This window comes from Chryseobacterium sp. ISL-6, from assembly GCF_018613715.1.
In the GTDB taxonomy this organism is placed as follows: Bacteria; Bacteroidota; Bacteroidia; order Flavobacteriales; family Weeksellaceae; genus Chryseobacterium; species Chryseobacterium paludis.
Genome location: NZ_JAGGPT010000008.1, coordinates 25,071 through 40,062 on the forward strand (window position 1 = coordinate 25,071; position 14,992 = coordinate 40,062).

Consider the following 14,992-nt stretch of genomic DNA (forward strand, 5'->3'; position numbering starts at 1 on the left):
TTTTCATTGATTTTGATAATTAAATTTACGATTTATTCAGCTGGAAAATAAGCTTCACTCTGCAAATCTGATAATAGATCGATTTGATCGGGAGACCAGCTTAGGGTTTCACGTGTTGCTGCACTTGATGCTAAAATATTAAACTTCGCAAAATGGGCAAACCAAGTAAAATGTTCTGCCACATCAGCAGCTGCTATTGAACGTGTAGGAAGACCCAATTTTGAACCTATTGTTTCAGCGATCTTCTTAAACTCGATTCCCTCTTCAGCTACGCCATGATAGCGTGTTCCAGTTCCGGAGTGCTTTTCCACTGCCAAACGGAATAATTTTGCGGCATCTCGACGATGTACAGCTGGCCATAGATTCGTTCCGCTTTCAATAAATGCAGAAAATCCTTTAGCTTTTGCAATCCCGATCAGGGAAGGGGCAAAACCTATTTTATCTCCAAGGTCATGAACCAGGGGTGGAAGTCGTACCACAGCTACCTGTACACCCATATCAGCGACTTTATCTGCAGCGCGTTCCGTTATAATACGTGGAATTCCGTCACCTTCCGGCTGATCATTTTCTGTTACCATTCCTTCTTTTTGAATAACACCGATCCCAGAAGTAATAATAAATGGTTTTTGTGTTCCTTTCAAAGCAGAGCCGATCGTTTCGATGATTTCTCCATCCAAAATACACATTTCCTTAAATTTACTAAAATCATGAATAAAACCTAGGTGAACTATCGCATCTGACATCTCCACCGCCTCTATCAATGTTTTGGGTTGACTGAGGTCGCCGTAATATACTTCAACACCAGACTCTCTTAATTTTTGGGCAGATTCTTCTGAACGTGCCAGTCCTAAAACCTTATGTCCACCAGCTTGTAATTCTTTAACCGTTGCAGAGCCTATAAAGCCTGTGGCTCCTGTTACAAATACTTTCATTTTTATGTTTGTTTTTAACAATACAAAGGTGAAAAGAAAGCATTTTTTCCATGTAGTCAAAACACACTTTGTTGTAGCCGGAAAACACATTTCAGATTAAGCCGAGAAAGCTTTAGTTGTTTATATTTTTTAGTAGGTTAGATCTTGTAACTTTTTTTTGCAACCGGGAACAAATAGCTAAAGTTAATAGATTTGAAAAAGACAGATTTAGAATTAGAGTTCGAATTAAAGCTAAAAGAATATAAACTTTTGATTTATAAAGTTTGTAGGATATATGCCAACGATCCAAATAATATTCAGGAATTGTACCAGGACATTATCATTCAATTGTGGAAATCATATCCAAAATTCAGAGCAGAGTCAAAATTCAGTACATGGCTCTATCGAATCGCTATTAACACTGCATTAACGAGTTTTTCTAAACCAAAACGATCTCTTCAGTATAGTGATGTCGAATTACACAATGTAGAGATACCCGACGAAGATGATATTGGATTAAAAGACGAGCAGCAGGAACAGCTATATCTGGCGATACAGCAGTTAAATGACATAGAAAAATCTATTGTGATGCTTTACCTGGAAGACAAGTCTTATGATGAGATGGAAGATATATTGGGTATTAGTAATGCTACCTTAAGGGTAAAAATGAACAGAATCAAGGAAAAATTAAGAACCTTAACCAACAATAAATAAAATGGAACTGGACCTATTAAAAAATAGCTGGAAAAAAATTTCCGTGGATGTAGACAGCAATGAATTCGACATCATTTCTGCAACGAGAAAACAAATGAAATCTCCTTTAGAGGAGCTTAAGAAAAGATCGAAAAAGCAAATAATAATTTTACCGCTTCTTTTTATCTTTTTAGTTGTAATGGCAATTACTGTAGCCAAGGATAATAATAACTTTTTGATCTATATGGCCTTAATTATTCTACCCTTACTAATGATATATTATTATTTCAATTTAAGGTTAATAGGACAACTGGAAATGTTTAATGGCTCAGTAAAAAATGATATCGAAATTAAGATCAGGAAACTGATAAAGAGCAATGTTATATATCTTAACATTACCAGACTGCTCTTTCTGATTTTGATTATTTTTTCTGAGGTATTATTGAGGTATAACAGATTTGATTTAGTTCCTGAGCTTGCCTTACTTTCAAAAGTTAGTTTTCTCTTGAGATTGTGTATGTATGTGGGAATATTAGGAATGCATTATTTAATAAGTAAATATACATTTAACCTGTATTTTGGAAAGTACTTAAAACAATTGAGAAGTATATTATCAGACATGCAGTAAAAAAATACTCCGGAATTTATTTTCGGAGTATTTTTCTATATTTTTTAGGCTTTAATTAATAATTTACACTGTTTTAAAACGCCACCATCTGCCCTTAAACTAGCTCCATTCGTAGCACCAGACAACGGACTTGAAAGATAGGTAGCGAGACTGGCAATTTCCTTAGGCTTAATAAATCTTTGCAATAAAGAATCAGGATTGGTTTGCTGAATGATCGCTGTTTTCATCTGCTCAACGCTGATGTTTTGATGGGCTGCAATGTGTTCAATATTGGTAGCCACACCTTCTGAATACGTAGGGCCACCAAGAATAGTATTGACTGTTACCTCAGTTCCTTTGGTGAGTTTTGATAAACCGTTGCTAATGGCCAGCATTGAAGCTTTCGTCATTCCATAGTGGATCATATTGCCCGGAATATTGACTCCCGATTCACTGCTGATGAAAATAATTCTGCCCCATTTTTTCTCTAACATCGTGGAGAAGAGGTGGCGCGATAACCTGACTGAACTCATGACATTGATTTCAAAAATAGTGTACCAGTCTTCATCGGAGATTGCTTCAAAATCTTTCAATTCAAATACACCTACGTTATTGATTAGAATATCGATGTCATTTAATTCCTGGAGCAAAAAATTCACTTCTTCTTTGTTTGAAAAATCAGCGACAAGGCTTGATACCTTTGCATTGGGAAATTGTTGTTTGAGTTGGGAAACTGCATTCTCAGTTTTCTCTTTTTGTCTACCATTGATAATCACTTCAGCTCCTTCTTCCAATAATTGCTGAGCGATTGCAAAACCGATTCCCTGTGTTGAACCACTGATAAACGCTCTTTTTGATGTCAATTCTAAATTCATTTTGTTTCTTGTTTATTTTTGTAATGATCGATCCATAAATAGATAAAAAAATTAGCTGAGCACAGCTAATTGCATTTCTATTTGTTGAGACAGTATTTTTTTGTCAGGGTACATTCTTCTCAGCGTATTCAGACCGCACCAGAAGGTGATGAGGTATTTTCCTAATATCGAAGCATCGGTCTGATTTTTAATTTCTCCTTTTTCCTGTGCTTTACGAATGTTTTCCGTGTACATTTCTTCAACTTCTTTAAGGATCTGTATCGAGTCGTTTTCCAGCTCTTCATCGATGTAGGTCATTTCCACAACCGTATTGGCGATGATACAGCCTTTTAGGTGAGAGATCTTGCCTTCGTAGGCGATACTTCTGAAAAAGTCTTTGATCAGTTCGATGGGAGAATCACTTTTTTCCAGTTTGGTTTTAAATTCAGCGAAAGCCTCCCTTCTTTGTTGGATGGCTTCCTGAAAAACCTGTTTTTTCCCTCCTTTAAAAGTATTGTAAAAACTTCCGCTTCCTGTTCCTGTGATGGTTAATAAGTCACTTAAAGAAGTAGCAGTATAGCCCTTTTTCCAGAATATGTCCTGGGCTTTTTCTATCAATTCTAAGCTCGCGTGAATATTAGGTCTTCCTCTCATTTTATTTTTGTAATGATCGATACAAAAATAGGAAAATGTTTTATATTGATGATAATTTTAGAAAAAAAATTAGTTATCTAAGGTTTAGTTCAATAATACGATTTATTGAAATTGCTTCGTTCCTCGCAAGGACGGAATGTTTATCACTCGCAGATTACGCAGATTACGCAGATTAAAACGAAAAATATTTAAAACATAAACCACCACCACTAAACGACCTAGGAAGCTGCAGCGTTAAAAAAATAAGTTCTGTGAACGTAAAAAAAAATCTACTGTCCGAAGCGCGGGACCTCAAATTCAATAATAAATTCACATTAAATCCGCGCAAGTTTTAGAATTTTTAGTGAACAGAACTTATTTTTAGCGAAAGCTTCCAGTCTTGAACTTTTGGTCCATTTTGCTTCAAGGCAAAAGGACAGATAAAAATAAAAAAGAATAGTGTTTATTGAGATTGCTTCGTGCCTCGCAATGACGGAATGTTTATCTCTCGCAGATTATGCAGATTACGCAGATTAAAACGACAAATATTTAAAACATAAACCACCACCACAAAACGACCTAGGAAGCTGCAGCGTTAAAAAAATAAGTTCTGTGAACGTCAAAAAAATTCTACTGTCCGAAGCGCGACAAAAACATTGAATCGAAAAACTCAAGATCGAATCCGCGCAAGTTTAGAATTTTTAGTGAACAGACCTTATTTTTAGCGAAAGCTTCCAGTTTTGAACTTTTGGTCCATTTTGCTTCAAGGCAAAAGGACAGATAAGAATAAAAAAGAATAGTGTTTATTGAGATTGCTTCGTGCCTCGCAATGACGGTGGGGTTTATCACTCGCAGATTATGCAGATCAAGCAGATTAAAACGACAAATATTTAAAACATAAACCACCACCACTAAACGACCTAGGAAGCTGCAGCGTTAAGAAAATAAGTTCTGTGAACGTAAAAAAAATTCTACTGTCCGAAGCGCGGACCTCAAATTCAATAATAAATTCACATTAAATCCGCGCAAGTTTAGAATTTTTAGTGAAGAGAACTTATTTTTAGCGAAAGCTTCCAGTCTTGAACTTTAGGTCCACTTTGCTTCAAGGCAAAAGGACATAAAAAATAAAAAAATATTTATTAAGATTGCTTCGTACCTCACAATGACGATATAGCAATTACCTGGGAAGATAAGATTGATTAAAAAACTTAATTAAACGACTCCCTGAACTCAAGGGGAGTCTTCTTCGTCATTTTCTTAAAAAATTTACTAAAAGATTGCGGATGTTCAAATCCCAGTTCATAAGCAATTTCACTTATAGATAATTGAGTGGTTGACAATTTTTCTTTGGCTAGGGTATTTAGTTTCTGATGAATATGTTGTTGGGTTCCATGGCCAGTTAGTGACCGAAGCAAATCACTCAGATAGCTGGGCGAAATATTTAACTTTTCGGCAAGGAAATTCACGGTAGGAATTCCTTGTTCCAGTAAAGCGGAGTTGTTGAAGTAATCGTTCAGAGTCTCTTCAAATTTTTCCAGTAAACTGTGATTGACAGCTTTTCGGGTAATAAACTGTCGTTTATAAAAACGGTTGCTATAACTTAACAGAAGTTCTATTTGTGCGATCATTACATCCTGACTAAAATCGTCTATTCTGTTATTTAATTCTTCCTCAATAATGGTAAAAACTGATAAGATGGTTTCCTTTTCTTTTTCAGAAAGGTGTAAAGCTTCATTGGTGGTATAAGAAAAGAACCCATATTCCTTGATTTTTTTAGCCAAAGGATAGGACAGAAGAAGATCGGGATGGAAAAACAGGAGATAGCCGGAATTGGCTTTATTATTAGGACTTTCAAAGACCTGATTGGGAGCAGTGAACACCAATCCACCTTCTCCGAAATCATAATAATTCTGTCCATATCTTGCCTGACTGCACAGATCTGTTTTATAAGCAACTTTATAAAAATTCAGCATCATGGTTGGAGACAGCTCATCCGGATTAATTTTAATGTCTTTGATATTGATAAAACTCACCAAAGGATGTAAGGGCTTTTTCAGCCCAAACACCTTATGTAATTCAGATAAAGATTCAAATTTTTGTGGAATATTTTTATCCATTTCAAATGAATGTATTAACGTTGTTTTCTTATTCAGGGAATTTAATGACAATTTAGGAATAAATCTCTTTTACCAGTCCATTCCTGTGTTGTAAAATTAATCTTTTAATGTTCGCAATTTGATAAGATCTTCATCTCTTCGGTTACCGTGAATCTGAATGGTCGATAATGCAGTTTCTATTTGGTTAAATTCATCCTCACTCAGTACAATTTCAGCTGAACCCATATTCTCCTCAATCCTTTTCATATTTCTTGAACCAGGAATAGGCACGATAAAATCATTTTTATGAAGCATCCACGCCAGGGAAACCTGTGCAGGAGTCGCTTCTTTTATGGTGGCAAACTGATGCAATACTTCTAACAAAGGCTGGTTGGCAATGATATTGTCCTTCTCAAAACGGGTAATAACCCTTCTGGCATCAATTCCCTTAAACTGTGTTTCCGCATTCACCTGGCCAGATAGGAAACCATTAGCAAGGGGTGAAAAGGCAACAAAACCAATTCCAAGTTCCCCACAGGTTGGAATGACATCCTTTTCAAACTGTCGCGCCATGATGGAATATTCACTCTGAATGGCAGTGATTGGAGTCACCGCATGAGCCCTTCTGATTTCCTCTTCCGTTGACTGTGATTGACCCCAACCCAATATTTTTCCTTCTTTGATCAGTTCACCCATGCAATAAGCAATGTCTTCAACGGGAATATCCTTGTTGACCCGATGCTGATAATACAATTCGATATGGTCTTTTTTCAGTCTTTTTAATGAGTTTTCTAGTTTGTTTTTAATGATACTCATTAATTTTTCTGTGGAATAATCTTCGATACTTTCCTGAATCCAGAACTTAGTGGCAATGCTGACTTTATTTCGAAAACCTGCTAAGGCTTCACCAAGTAATTCTTCATTGGCTCCCATTGCGTAGGCTTCAGCAGTATCAAAAAAGGTACAGCCAAGATCATAAGTGTTTCGAATTAATTCAATAGATTCCTTTCGATCCGGTACTGATCCATACCCCTGACTTAGTCCCATACTTCCATAGCCGATTGCCGATACTTCCAAGTCTCTTAATTTTCTTGATTTCATTTTTTCTTATTTAAAGTTTACTAAGCAAAGGTCATCTTATCGCAAGACTTGCACGTAGCCTGATTGAGGGATCACGTAGCCTGATTGCGGAAAGTAAGTTGAATTAAATAAAATTAAAGTTTTGAGCATTCTAAAATACCAAAGCGAATACCAAAGAATATCTCCGTAATTTTTGAGATTCCGAAATGTCTGATTAACCCCTGAAAATGTCTGTTTAAAGTACTTTGTACGTGATCCGCTTGCCTGTACTTTTTAAGTTTGCATCATAATCATACAAAAATAAACGATAATGAAAGCATTCAGAACAATTTCAGCAGCAAGTATTTTATGTGTAACTCTTTTTACTGTAGTTACCGTATCGTGCACAGAGGAGAGTGAGGTGATCACCCAGGAAGTACAGGTATTAAATCACCGTAACGCTAAAACTAAATTTGTAAAAGTCAAAGGTAATGATTTTGCCTACCGTACCTGGGGAAAAGAAGACGGAATTCCTTTGGTATTGTTACCGGGATTAGGAGGTTCTATGGACGATTGGGATCCTGCAGTAACGGACGGACTGGCACAGAAGTATAAGATCATCATCTTCGATAACCAAGGAGTCGCAGCTTCCCAGGGAACTACCCCAAACACCGTACAGGCTATGGCAGATGATGCCATCGATTTTATCAAAGCTTTAAACCTTACTAAAGTCAATATCATGGGATTCTCTATGGGTGGATTTGTAGCGCAAAGAGTGGTTTTAACCCAACCCACACTGATCAACAAAGTGATCCTAACAGGTACGGGACCAAAAGGAGCAATAGGATTATCCAATTTACCCAATATCATTGCCGGAACAGCGGGATTAAGTGCTGAAGAATCTTTCCTGAAATTCGGTTTTACTCAATCAGCAGCGAGTATTGCAGCCGGAAAAGCGTCGTATGCCAGAATCCAGCTTCGTACCACCGACAGAGATCTTCCATTAAGTGATGCCACTTCCAATTCACAGTTTACTGCGGTTTTAAGTTGGGCACAGCCTGATGCCAATTCACTTGAAGATATAAAAATGATTAAAAATCCGGTGCTTATCGTTCATGGAGAAAATGATCTTCCCGTATCGGTTCAGAATGCACAAAATATGAAGCAAAATTTAGAACATGGCGAACTTCTGGTTTTTCCGGATTCAGGTCATGCGTCTTTCTTCCAGAATCATGACGCGTTTGTAGCGAAAGCTGTTGCGTTTTTAGGTGAGTAGTTTTTGTTTTTGTGGTTAAGAGCTTACCGTTTATCGGTAGGCTTTTAATTTTTATATAACCTTAATTCAAAAATGTATTTGCTGAGTGATAATTCAACTGATTTATTGCCATTCTTCCATTTCACAGTTGAATTTTCTTTATCCCGATTATTTAAAATAGGACTTCCTAGTTTTCGCGTTAGAAAAGAAAAGAGCCAGTCAAATTTTGATTTATATAACTTTTGTGTATCGATATTAGAGGTAGTTCGATCTTCTTCTACACTATCAAAATGTGATTTAATACCCCATTCAAATTCTATCAATTCAATTGATTTTTCCTTTGCTGTATAATAATACATTGTTATCAGATGAATAGAAGGACTTTCCTTTTTTCGATAAATTCTAGGAGTTTCTATATCTTTTCCGTCAAGTAGGTAGTGAGAGATTTTGTGACTCTGGGTTAAGTCCCTTGCATTTTCCTTTTGCTCAATATCATCAATTTTATCTAAAGACAAGGTATCTAAGTTAGAATAGAAGTAATCGAAATTTTTTTCAACCCAGCTCCTTGCCCAGTCTTCATCCATAATAGGTTCCTTGTAAGAATTTTTAAATGAAGTCACATTGATTTGATCTTTTTTAATTTCAATGATCCCAAAAGTATTTTTATCGTTAGTAGCAAACTGAATAGTTTGATATAGATTGTTCTGTATTGGGTTTCTTGTATCATAATACCATTTGAAAGGGCGGAGATCATATTTAAAATCAAAAATTGGTATTAACTTTTTATTCTCGAGTCTTCCTATTTTTGTTGAAATACCATCGTTAAATAAATGATAAAATTTATTGTTCGCTACAAAAGAGGTTGCTATCGAACGTTTAGATTTATCATCAGTTGTATCAATATATATAACTTCACCTCCTTTCATTGAGACGCTCCCTTCTCTGAAATAACGTTCTGCTAATACTGCTTTTTTATAATCGTAAGTTTTTTTACTTATTGCTAATTTTCTAGGATCTGATACTCTAAGGATGTATTTACTTGTCGTTAAATAATAGGCATTATCAAATTTATTGATCATTGGATCTGTTGCGGCTATTTCATATTGTTTATGAGTTAAATTATCTTTGAACCAAGTTACCCCGCCCCATTCCCCGAAGTCGCGAGCATATATGGTGTATTTTTTATCTTGATATACAAGATCAATTCCTTTTTTAGTTTCAATCCATTCTTTATTTTTTTCATCAAGATAAAAAGTATGATGATTATAATACTCTGTGGTAAAGATGGAATCATTTTTTATATATAAATCGTAGTAATAGGTTTGGAGCTTTTCAGGAACACTTATTTTAGAATTAACTTTTCCTTCCTCATCTAAAATGTAAAAGTTGTGATTAGAACCAGAGCTGAATTTATCATTATCAGTCTGAAAATAACAATAATATTTGGAATTATATTTTAACCAGGGTCCAGGACTTCCGGGAATATTAATTTCTATGGTTTTATAGTCAACTTTTAATTCTTGTGAATGACAAGATTGTATAGAAAATATTACGATAAAAATGAGGATAATGTTTTTCATGGAGCTAACTGTAATGATGCTAACTTACGATTAATTCTGAGATTAATTTATATTCTACTTGCTGAAAATCTTAGATTTTCTTACGCCTTAAAAACAGCATAATATTCGAAATTCCCTTGCGCCTTTGCGATTAACTAAATGAAACTCAGTAATAGGTTAGCCTTTTTTATAATCTCTAATCTCTTTTTCAATGTAAATATTCATTAATGCTTATATCCCTGTTTTTATTATTGGCCTCTTCTATAGCCTTTAAGATCGTTTTGATTTGAATTTTATCGATCATGTATTGATCAAAAAACACGGCTTCAATCGTTTTTGTGTTTTTAATATTTTCTAAAGGATCTTTTGTAAGAAGTACCAAATCAGACTGATATCCTTTTTTTATTTTTCCCGTATTGCTTTTCATCCAATTACCTGGAGCGACGGTTGCGGAATAGATTGCCTGTGAATTGGTCATTCCGGATTTAGATAAAGATTCCAGTTCATTATGAAGGGAAAAACCGGGAACAACAGTTGCTACATTGGCATCTGTACCAGCCATAATGTTTACTTTTTGATCGACCAATGCTTTGGTCATGATGTGAATTGCTTTTGTATAGGTATTCCAAAAAACCTTAGAGGCCTCTTTTGCATCTGGTTCATCTTTTCCAGAATATTCATATCCATTTTTACCAGGTAACCAACCTAATTTGTAAAGTGGTGTTCCTTCGATAATTTTAGGATTTACATATTTTAATTCTATTGTTTTAAGTTTGGAGCGTAAGTCAAATTTTTGACTCAGAAAACCTTCACATAACCAAACCGTTGAGGTAACACTAATGTTATTCTTTTTTAACTTTTTTGCAATTTCGGGGGCACGTGCTTTTAGAAAATTGAGGTATTCTTCAGGGTTTTTAGAAATTGATTTTCCAAAATCATCAATCGTTTTAACGGTTAATTCTTCAATGTGAGCAACTTCATTTTGACCTGACTGATAAAGAGTTTCTAAATCCACTAATGGGATATGACCAATAACAGGAATGTTATTTTCTTTGGCAATCTCTATGGTTGTTTTAAACATTTCTGGATTTACAAAACCATACATTTTAATAGCATCATAGCCTTGTTCCTTGATTTTTTTTATTGCTTTTTGAGCATCCTTTTTATTGGCGTAATTAATAGAATGTCTGGTCCAGCTGTAATAATAACCTGCCAATCCGCGCTCACTAAATATTGGGGGAGAGGCAATAAACATTCCCGGACCCATGTTATTTTTCTGTATTGATTTTCTCCATTCTAAATTGACAGGCTGTCCGGCCATCTCTCTAACATAGGTAACACCATTTACTAAATACAAAAATAGATCATTCTTACTTTCTTTTAGATGAACATGACTGTCTACAAGACCTGGAATCAGGTATTTGTTAGTGCCATCAATGATTGTAGCGGTATTATTTAGTGGTTGATTTTTGCCTAAACGAATGATGATACCATCTTGAATGAGTACATCCTGGTTTTTAATAAAATGGGTACAATCTTCTGAAAGAATACTGACGTTTTTTATCTGAATTATTTTGGCTGGTTTAACGATCGAAGATATATTGATGACCTCAGTAGACTTACCCAAAACCTTATTTAATTCATGATCTGCCCATATAAAAACGACCATAAGAATACCGGACAATATAATGACCGAATACAGAACTCTTCTTAACCAAAGTTTCATAAATTATTTATTTTTATCTGCGACAAAAGTAAATGGAAATTGATCCTTAGAGGTTATGAATAGGGGAATTAGGTACGAAATAAGCCGTTTTAGGGACGAGAATTATAAGGCCAATAGATCTTTCCTGTAATTTTTAGAAACAGGCAATTCAATTTGAGTAAGAGAAATAGTATCCTGATTTTTCCATGCCTTAAAATGAGATGGATTTATCAAATGTGACCGATGGACCTGAATTAAAAAATCAAAATCATTCTGGACTTTTTTTAATGTACTCCGAATTAATTTCTTTTTCATTTGACTTCCATCGGTAAAGAAGATCTCGACATAATTTTGTGAATTTGAAACACAGATCAAATCTCCTTTTTTTATTTTTAAAATATCCAGTTTATTTTCTCCCCGGATAATGATGATATCGTCTTCAGCAGGAATTAAGGAGACCACATAAATTCTTGCTAAAATTATTATGGGAGTGGAAATCAGGGCTGATTTAAGAATGATCATTTTAAAAAATTTAAAAAAATCATATCCACCATGTAAAACAGGACTTTTATAAAAGCAGTATGTGCTTACCCAAAAAAGGAGCTGGAAAAAAAAGAGACTGGCTATTTCAAATCCAATATTCCATTTTGAGAGTTTCTGATAAATACTTTTTTGAATGACTGAAAGCAATGCATAACAGAAAAATGCAATCACGCTAAATCCAATACTGATAATTACCCATACTTTAAAACTTACCGTCCCATCGTCAAATGGCCTTATAAAAAAAGCGAAGACAAAGAGCCAGGTACTGATGAAAATTCCTATCAGTAAATGATGCTTAATCGAAGGGTTTAATTTTTTCATTGAGTAAAAAGAGGTCTGCCGTATCTTGAAATATTTGTTTCTGGAAGTCTTTGGTTGAGGGATATTATTGCAGGTTTCGGGATGCTATTTCTTGCTTTACTTCCTTTTCTGAGATTGTATTGCTTGCAAAACTCCTGGCGATCAGAACTGCTGCTACCAATGTAAAGAAAGTGAAAAATCCAAACCCATTTTTTACGGCACTATACACTACAATTCCGATAGTAACTCCAATAATGGTAGCATTAATTAATTTATCGGTCTTTAAGTTTTTTAGTTTCTTTAAAAGCTCTTCATTACTTAATTCTGCGAGGTTTTCAGGTTTCATGGATTTAGTTTTTACTAAGGGCTAAAATAAAATAATTTTGGTTAATGTACATCTACGTTTGAGTGAATAGTTATTATTTTAAGTAAATAAAAAAGTTCACCGATAATCAGTGAACTTTTTTTGGATTAATGAATCAGTATCTTATTTTTTAAGATCATCAATCTTATTTTTTGCTTCTACAAAAGCAGCTTCTATTGTATCTCCATTATCGATAAATAAGGTGTTGTCTGAACCATACTTTTCTAATTTAATATACCATTTAGCCTTCCCCTGACTTACATAATATCCAACCTGAAAACCATCTACAGTTACAAATTTATTTTCCATATAATCTGGATTGGAGATAATATCACTATTAACTTCTGCTTTTAATATGGCTATGGCTTTTAAAACTTCGATCAAGTCACTATATTCAATAGATGCAGTTGTATTATTGTATTTACCTGTTTTTTCAATTTGATAGAAATAAGCATTTGACGAACCATTTGAGATCTTTCTGACTCTTGTTTCAGAGGACTCATAAGTAGCCTTTAATTTAGGGAGTTTAGTATCTACAAATTTTGTAATGCTTCCTGTTTTTGATGCAAAAACATCCATTTTAGTTTTTACAGGTTCTGATTCCTTTTTCACATCTTGTCCATAGGATGTTATTGAAATAAAAATGATTGCACTAATGGAGAGTATTTTTTTTACCATTTTATCTATTTTTTAATGTGAGACAAATTTGGTTGTTTAATTCTTTTATCTGATACGGAAATCCACAGTGTCTAAAAATAATTTTTAGGATATTAGAAATAAACCCATCTTATGAAAATAATAAAAACCCCATTAATGTCAATTTAATAGGGTTTCAAATCTTAAGGTTTTGAATTCTAATTGAGTTCAATAAACAGCTCCTCGTTAGACCGCCTTACTTTTTTAAGATTCACCAGCCAGTCATTCTCTTCATCTCGGTATCCTAAAGCCATAAGAACTGTACTCTTTAATCCCTGCTCACGAAGATGAAGGATCTCATCATAAGCTTCACTGTCAAATCCTTCCAGAGGAGTGGCATCTACTTTCAGATGGGCAGCAGCAAGAAGACCAAATCCCAATGCGAGGTAAGCCTGATGGGCGGCACCTACAAAATGCTGGTCCTTACTTCTTTGATCCAGGATACCAAGAAGTTTTAAACGGTAGTCATCAGTAGCACTGGAAGGCAGGCTACGTTCCTTATTGCTGAATTCAAAAAATGTATTCACTCTTTCCGGGGTGTACTCATCCCACGCGGCAAAAACCAGCAGGTGAGAAGCCTGAAGAATCTGCTTCTGTTCCCATGATACGGGATATAACTTTTCCTTTAATTCCTGATTGGTGATCACAAAAACTTTAAAAGGCTGTAAGCCTGAACTCGAAGGCGACAAACGGATCGCTTCCAGGATCTGGTCGATCTTTTCATTTTCTATTGTTTTCCCATTAAAACTTTTTGTGGCAAATCTCCATTGTAATGTTTCTTGTAATGACATAATGTTGCGTGTTTTTTATTAAAAATCTGTTGAGGTTTTAATCTCATTTATGGGTACAAAGTTAGGGTGTTTTGGTTTCCATAATACACCTGTTACCCGTTGGTAACCAGTTACTAAAAAGTAACCAGGTGACTTTTTGTAAAAAGAATTCTGTAATTTTGAGTAATAATTTCAGGGTATGAAAAAAGATAAAATTGAGATCGGTGAAAAATGCAAAAGCCATATCCGTGGGGTAAAGGATACCATGGATCTACTGGACGGAAAATGGAAAACCCTTATTATAAGCCAATTATACTACATTGGGAAATTGCGTTTTATGGATTTAAAAAGGCAGGTAGAAGGTATCGCCTCAAAAACCCTTTCAAAGGAATTGAAGGATCTGGAAATGAATAATCTTATCAAAAGAACGCAGAATAATACCATGCCCGTTTCTGTGGATTATGAACTGACCTGTTTTGGAGAAAGCCTGCATACGATTATTGATACGATGGGTGAGTGGGGGATCAAGTACAGGAAAGATTTGTTAGGAAAAGAGACTAAAGTGGTTGCTGAAGTTGTAAATTAATTCGTAAGGTTTATTTTCTCGGATCTATCATTATGTTTTCGTTTAAATTTGTAATTAAAGAATGCATAACGAATCCGACATTCACGAAAGCAACATAGGCATAACCTATCTGGTATATGATCAAATTTCACTATAGTTGAGCTATTTTACCTTCCTTTATTTCAGGTTATTACTGTATTTTTTCGGCTTTTGACCTATATGTTTTTCAAATACCCTTGAGAAATGACTTAGGTTTTCAAAACCCATTTGATAGCCTGCTTCTGATACGGACAGTTTTTCATCCCGCAAAAGCCGGGCAGCCTCTTTCATGCGTAAGTGCTGATAGTAATCGTAAATTCCCATTGTAAATCGTCAGCAAAAA

16 protein-coding genes are annotated in these 14,992 nt (G+C 34.8%); 4 read left to right on the forward strand and 12 right to left on the reverse strand.

Features of this window, described 5'->3' with window-relative positions; translation table 11 throughout:
• Positions 1-32: 32 nt before the first annotated feature.
• Positions 33-992, reverse strand: coding sequence for an SDR family oxidoreductase (locus J7E44_RS17565; RefSeq protein ID WP_251040616.1), 960 nt, complete (start codon positions 990-992; stop codon positions 33-35).
• Between the two features lie 132 nt (positions 993-1,124).
• Here J7E44_RS17565 and J7E44_RS17570 point away from each other — a divergent pair, with 132 nt between their 5' ends.
• Positions 1,125-1,625 (forward strand): RNA polymerase sigma factor, encoded by a 501-nt coding sequence (locus J7E44_RS17570; RefSeq protein WP_214831724.1) that lies wholly within the window; start codon positions 1,125-1,127, stop codon positions 1,623-1,625.
• A 1-nt stretch (position 1,626) separates the two neighbouring features.
• Complete coding sequence (locus J7E44_RS17575; protein ID WP_214831725.1) at positions 1,627-2,232, forward strand: hypothetical protein; 606 nt, start codon at positions 1,627-1,629, stop codon at positions 2,230-2,232.
• 44 nt (positions 2,233-2,276) lie between these two features.
• On the opposite strand, the gene J7E44_RS17580 is transcribed toward J7E44_RS17575, so the two are convergent.
• The 4 genes from J7E44_RS17580 to J7E44_RS17595 all read right to left on the reverse strand — a co-directional run bounded on the left by J7E44_RS17580 (position 2,277) and on the right by J7E44_RS17595 (position 6,895).
• On the reverse strand, positions 2,277-3,086 hold the full coding sequence (locus J7E44_RS17580; RefSeq protein WP_214831726.1) for an SDR family NAD(P)-dependent oxidoreductase: 810 nt from the start codon (positions 3,084-3,086) through the stop codon (positions 2,277-2,279).
• A gap of 51 nt (positions 3,087-3,137) precedes the next feature.
• The gene (locus J7E44_RS17585) at positions 3,138-3,719 is read right to left on the reverse strand and encodes a TetR/AcrR family transcriptional regulator (RefSeq protein WP_214831727.1); all 582 of its coding nucleotides are present in this window, start codon (positions 3,717-3,719) and stop codon (positions 3,138-3,140) included.
• Positions 3,720-4,906: 1,187 nt separating this feature from the next.
• Positions 4,907-5,815 (reverse strand): helix-turn-helix domain-containing protein, encoded by a 909-nt coding sequence (locus J7E44_RS17590; RefSeq protein ID WP_214831728.1) that lies wholly within the window; start codon positions 5,813-5,815, stop codon positions 4,907-4,909.
• A gap of 96 nt (positions 5,816-5,911) precedes the next feature.
• Positions 5,912-6,895, reverse strand: coding sequence for an aldo/keto reductase (locus tag J7E44_RS17595; protein ID WP_214831729.1), 984 nt, complete (start codon positions 6,893-6,895; stop codon positions 5,912-5,914).
• Positions 6,896-7,184: 289 nt separating this feature from the next.
• Here J7E44_RS17595 and J7E44_RS17600 point away from each other — a divergent pair, with 289 nt between their 5' ends.
• Positions 7,185-8,129 (forward strand): alpha/beta fold hydrolase, encoded by a 945-nt coding sequence (locus J7E44_RS17600; protein WP_214831730.1) that lies wholly within the window; start codon positions 7,185-7,187, stop codon positions 8,127-8,129.
• Positions 8,130-8,173: 44 nt separating this feature from the next.
• Here the strand turns inward: J7E44_RS17600 and J7E44_RS17605 are convergent, their stop codons facing one another.
• The 6 genes from J7E44_RS17605 to J7E44_RS17630 all read right to left on the reverse strand — a co-directional run bounded on the left by J7E44_RS17605 (position 8,174) and on the right by J7E44_RS17630 (position 14,066).
• Positions 8,174-9,688 carry a hypothetical protein gene (locus J7E44_RS17605; RefSeq protein ID WP_214831731.1) on the reverse strand — a complete coding sequence of 505 codons (1,515 nt, stop codon included), beginning with the start codon at positions 9,686-9,688 and terminating at the stop codon, positions 8,174-8,176.
• Between the two features lie 187 nt (positions 9,689-9,875).
• Positions 9,876-11,393 carry an amidohydrolase family protein gene (locus J7E44_RS17610; RefSeq protein WP_214831732.1) on the reverse strand — a complete coding sequence of 506 codons (1,518 nt, stop codon included), beginning with the start codon at positions 11,391-11,393 and terminating at the stop codon, positions 9,876-9,878.
• Positions 11,394-11,495: 102 nt separating this feature from the next.
• Complete coding sequence (locus J7E44_RS17615; RefSeq protein ID WP_214831733.1) at positions 11,496-12,236, reverse strand: LytTR family DNA-binding domain-containing protein; 741 nt, start codon at positions 12,234-12,236, stop codon at positions 11,496-11,498.
• Between the two features lie 64 nt (positions 12,237-12,300).
• Positions 12,301-12,561, reverse strand: a complete 261-nt coding sequence (locus tag J7E44_RS17620) for a hypothetical protein (protein ID WP_214831734.1) — start codon at positions 12,559-12,561, stop codon at positions 12,301-12,303.
• Positions 12,562-12,702: 141 nt separating this feature from the next.
• Positions 12,703-13,257, reverse strand: coding sequence for a hypothetical protein (locus J7E44_RS17625; protein ID WP_214831735.1), 555 nt, complete (start codon positions 13,255-13,257; stop codon positions 12,703-12,705).
• A 176-nt stretch (positions 13,258-13,433) separates the two neighbouring features.
• The gene (locus tag J7E44_RS17630) at positions 13,434-14,066 is read right to left on the reverse strand and encodes an NAD(P)H-dependent oxidoreductase (RefSeq protein WP_214831736.1); all 633 of its coding nucleotides are present in this window, start codon (positions 14,064-14,066) and stop codon (positions 13,434-13,436) included.
• 178 nt (positions 14,067-14,244) lie between these two features.
• On the opposite strand from J7E44_RS17630, the gene J7E44_RS17635 reads away from it, so the two are divergent.
• Entirely contained in the window at positions 14,245-14,631 is a 387-nt protein-coding gene (locus tag J7E44_RS17635) for a winged helix-turn-helix transcriptional regulator (protein ID WP_214831737.1), read from the forward strand.
• A 156-nt stretch (positions 14,632-14,787) separates the two neighbouring features.
• Here the strand turns inward: J7E44_RS17635 and J7E44_RS17640 are convergent, their stop codons facing one another.
• The gene (locus tag J7E44_RS17640; RefSeq protein ID WP_214831738.1) at positions 14,788-14,973 is read right to left on the reverse strand and encodes a helix-turn-helix domain-containing protein; all 186 of its coding nucleotides are present in this window, start codon (positions 14,971-14,973) and stop codon (positions 14,788-14,790) included.
• Between the last annotated feature and the right edge of the window lie 19 nt (positions 14,974-14,992).

Excerpts from the sequence above, each read along its gene's own strand:
- J7E44_RS17575 (WP_214831725.1), top strand. The coding sequence starts at position 1,627 with ATGGAACTGGACCTATTAAAAAATAGCTGGAAAAAAATTTCCGTGGAT.
- J7E44_RS17580 (WP_214831726.1), bottom strand. The coding sequence starts at position 3,086 with ATGAATTTAGAATTGACATCAAAAAGAGCGTTTATCAGTGGTTCAACA.
- J7E44_RS17585 (WP_214831727.1), bottom strand. The coding sequence starts at position 3,719 with ATGAGAGGAAGACCTAATATTCACGCGAGCTTAGAATTGATAGAAAAA.
- J7E44_RS17590 (WP_214831728.1), bottom strand. The coding sequence starts at position 5,815 with ATGGATAAAAATATTCCACAAAAATTTGAATCTTTATCTGAATTACAT.
- J7E44_RS17595 (WP_214831729.1), bottom strand. The coding sequence starts at position 6,895 with ATGAAATCAAGAAAATTAAGAGACTTGGAAGTATCGGCAATCGGCTAT.
- J7E44_RS17600 (WP_214831730.1), top strand. The coding sequence starts at position 7,185 with ATGAAAGCATTCAGAACAATTTCAGCAGCAAGTATTTTATGTGTAACT.
- J7E44_RS17605 (WP_214831731.1), bottom strand. The coding sequence starts at position 9,688 with ATGAAAAACATTATCCTCATTTTTATCGTAATATTTTCTATACAATCT.
- J7E44_RS17610 (WP_214831732.1), bottom strand. The coding sequence starts at position 11,393 with ATGAAACTTTGGTTAAGAAGAGTTCTGTATTCGGTCATTATATTGTCC.
- J7E44_RS17615 (WP_214831733.1), bottom strand. The coding sequence starts at position 12,236 with ATGAAAAAATTAAACCCTTCGATTAAGCATCATTTACTGATAGGAATT.
- J7E44_RS17620 (WP_214831734.1), bottom strand. The coding sequence starts at position 12,561 with ATGAAACCTGAAAACCTCGCAGAATTAAGTAATGAAGAGCTTTTAAAG.
- J7E44_RS17625 (WP_214831735.1), bottom strand. The coding sequence starts at position 13,257 with ATGGTAAAAAAAATACTCTCCATTAGTGCAATCATTTTTATTTCAATA.
- J7E44_RS17630 (WP_214831736.1), bottom strand. The coding sequence starts at position 14,066 with ATGTCATTACAAGAAACATTACAATGGAGATTTGCCACAAAAAGTTTT.
- J7E44_RS17635 (WP_214831737.1), top strand. The coding sequence starts at position 14,245 with ATGAAAAAAGATAAAATTGAGATCGGTGAAAAATGCAAAAGCCATATC.
- J7E44_RS17640 (WP_214831738.1), bottom strand. The coding sequence starts at position 14,973 with ATGGGAATTTACGATTACTATCAGCACTTACGCATGAAAGAGGCTGCC.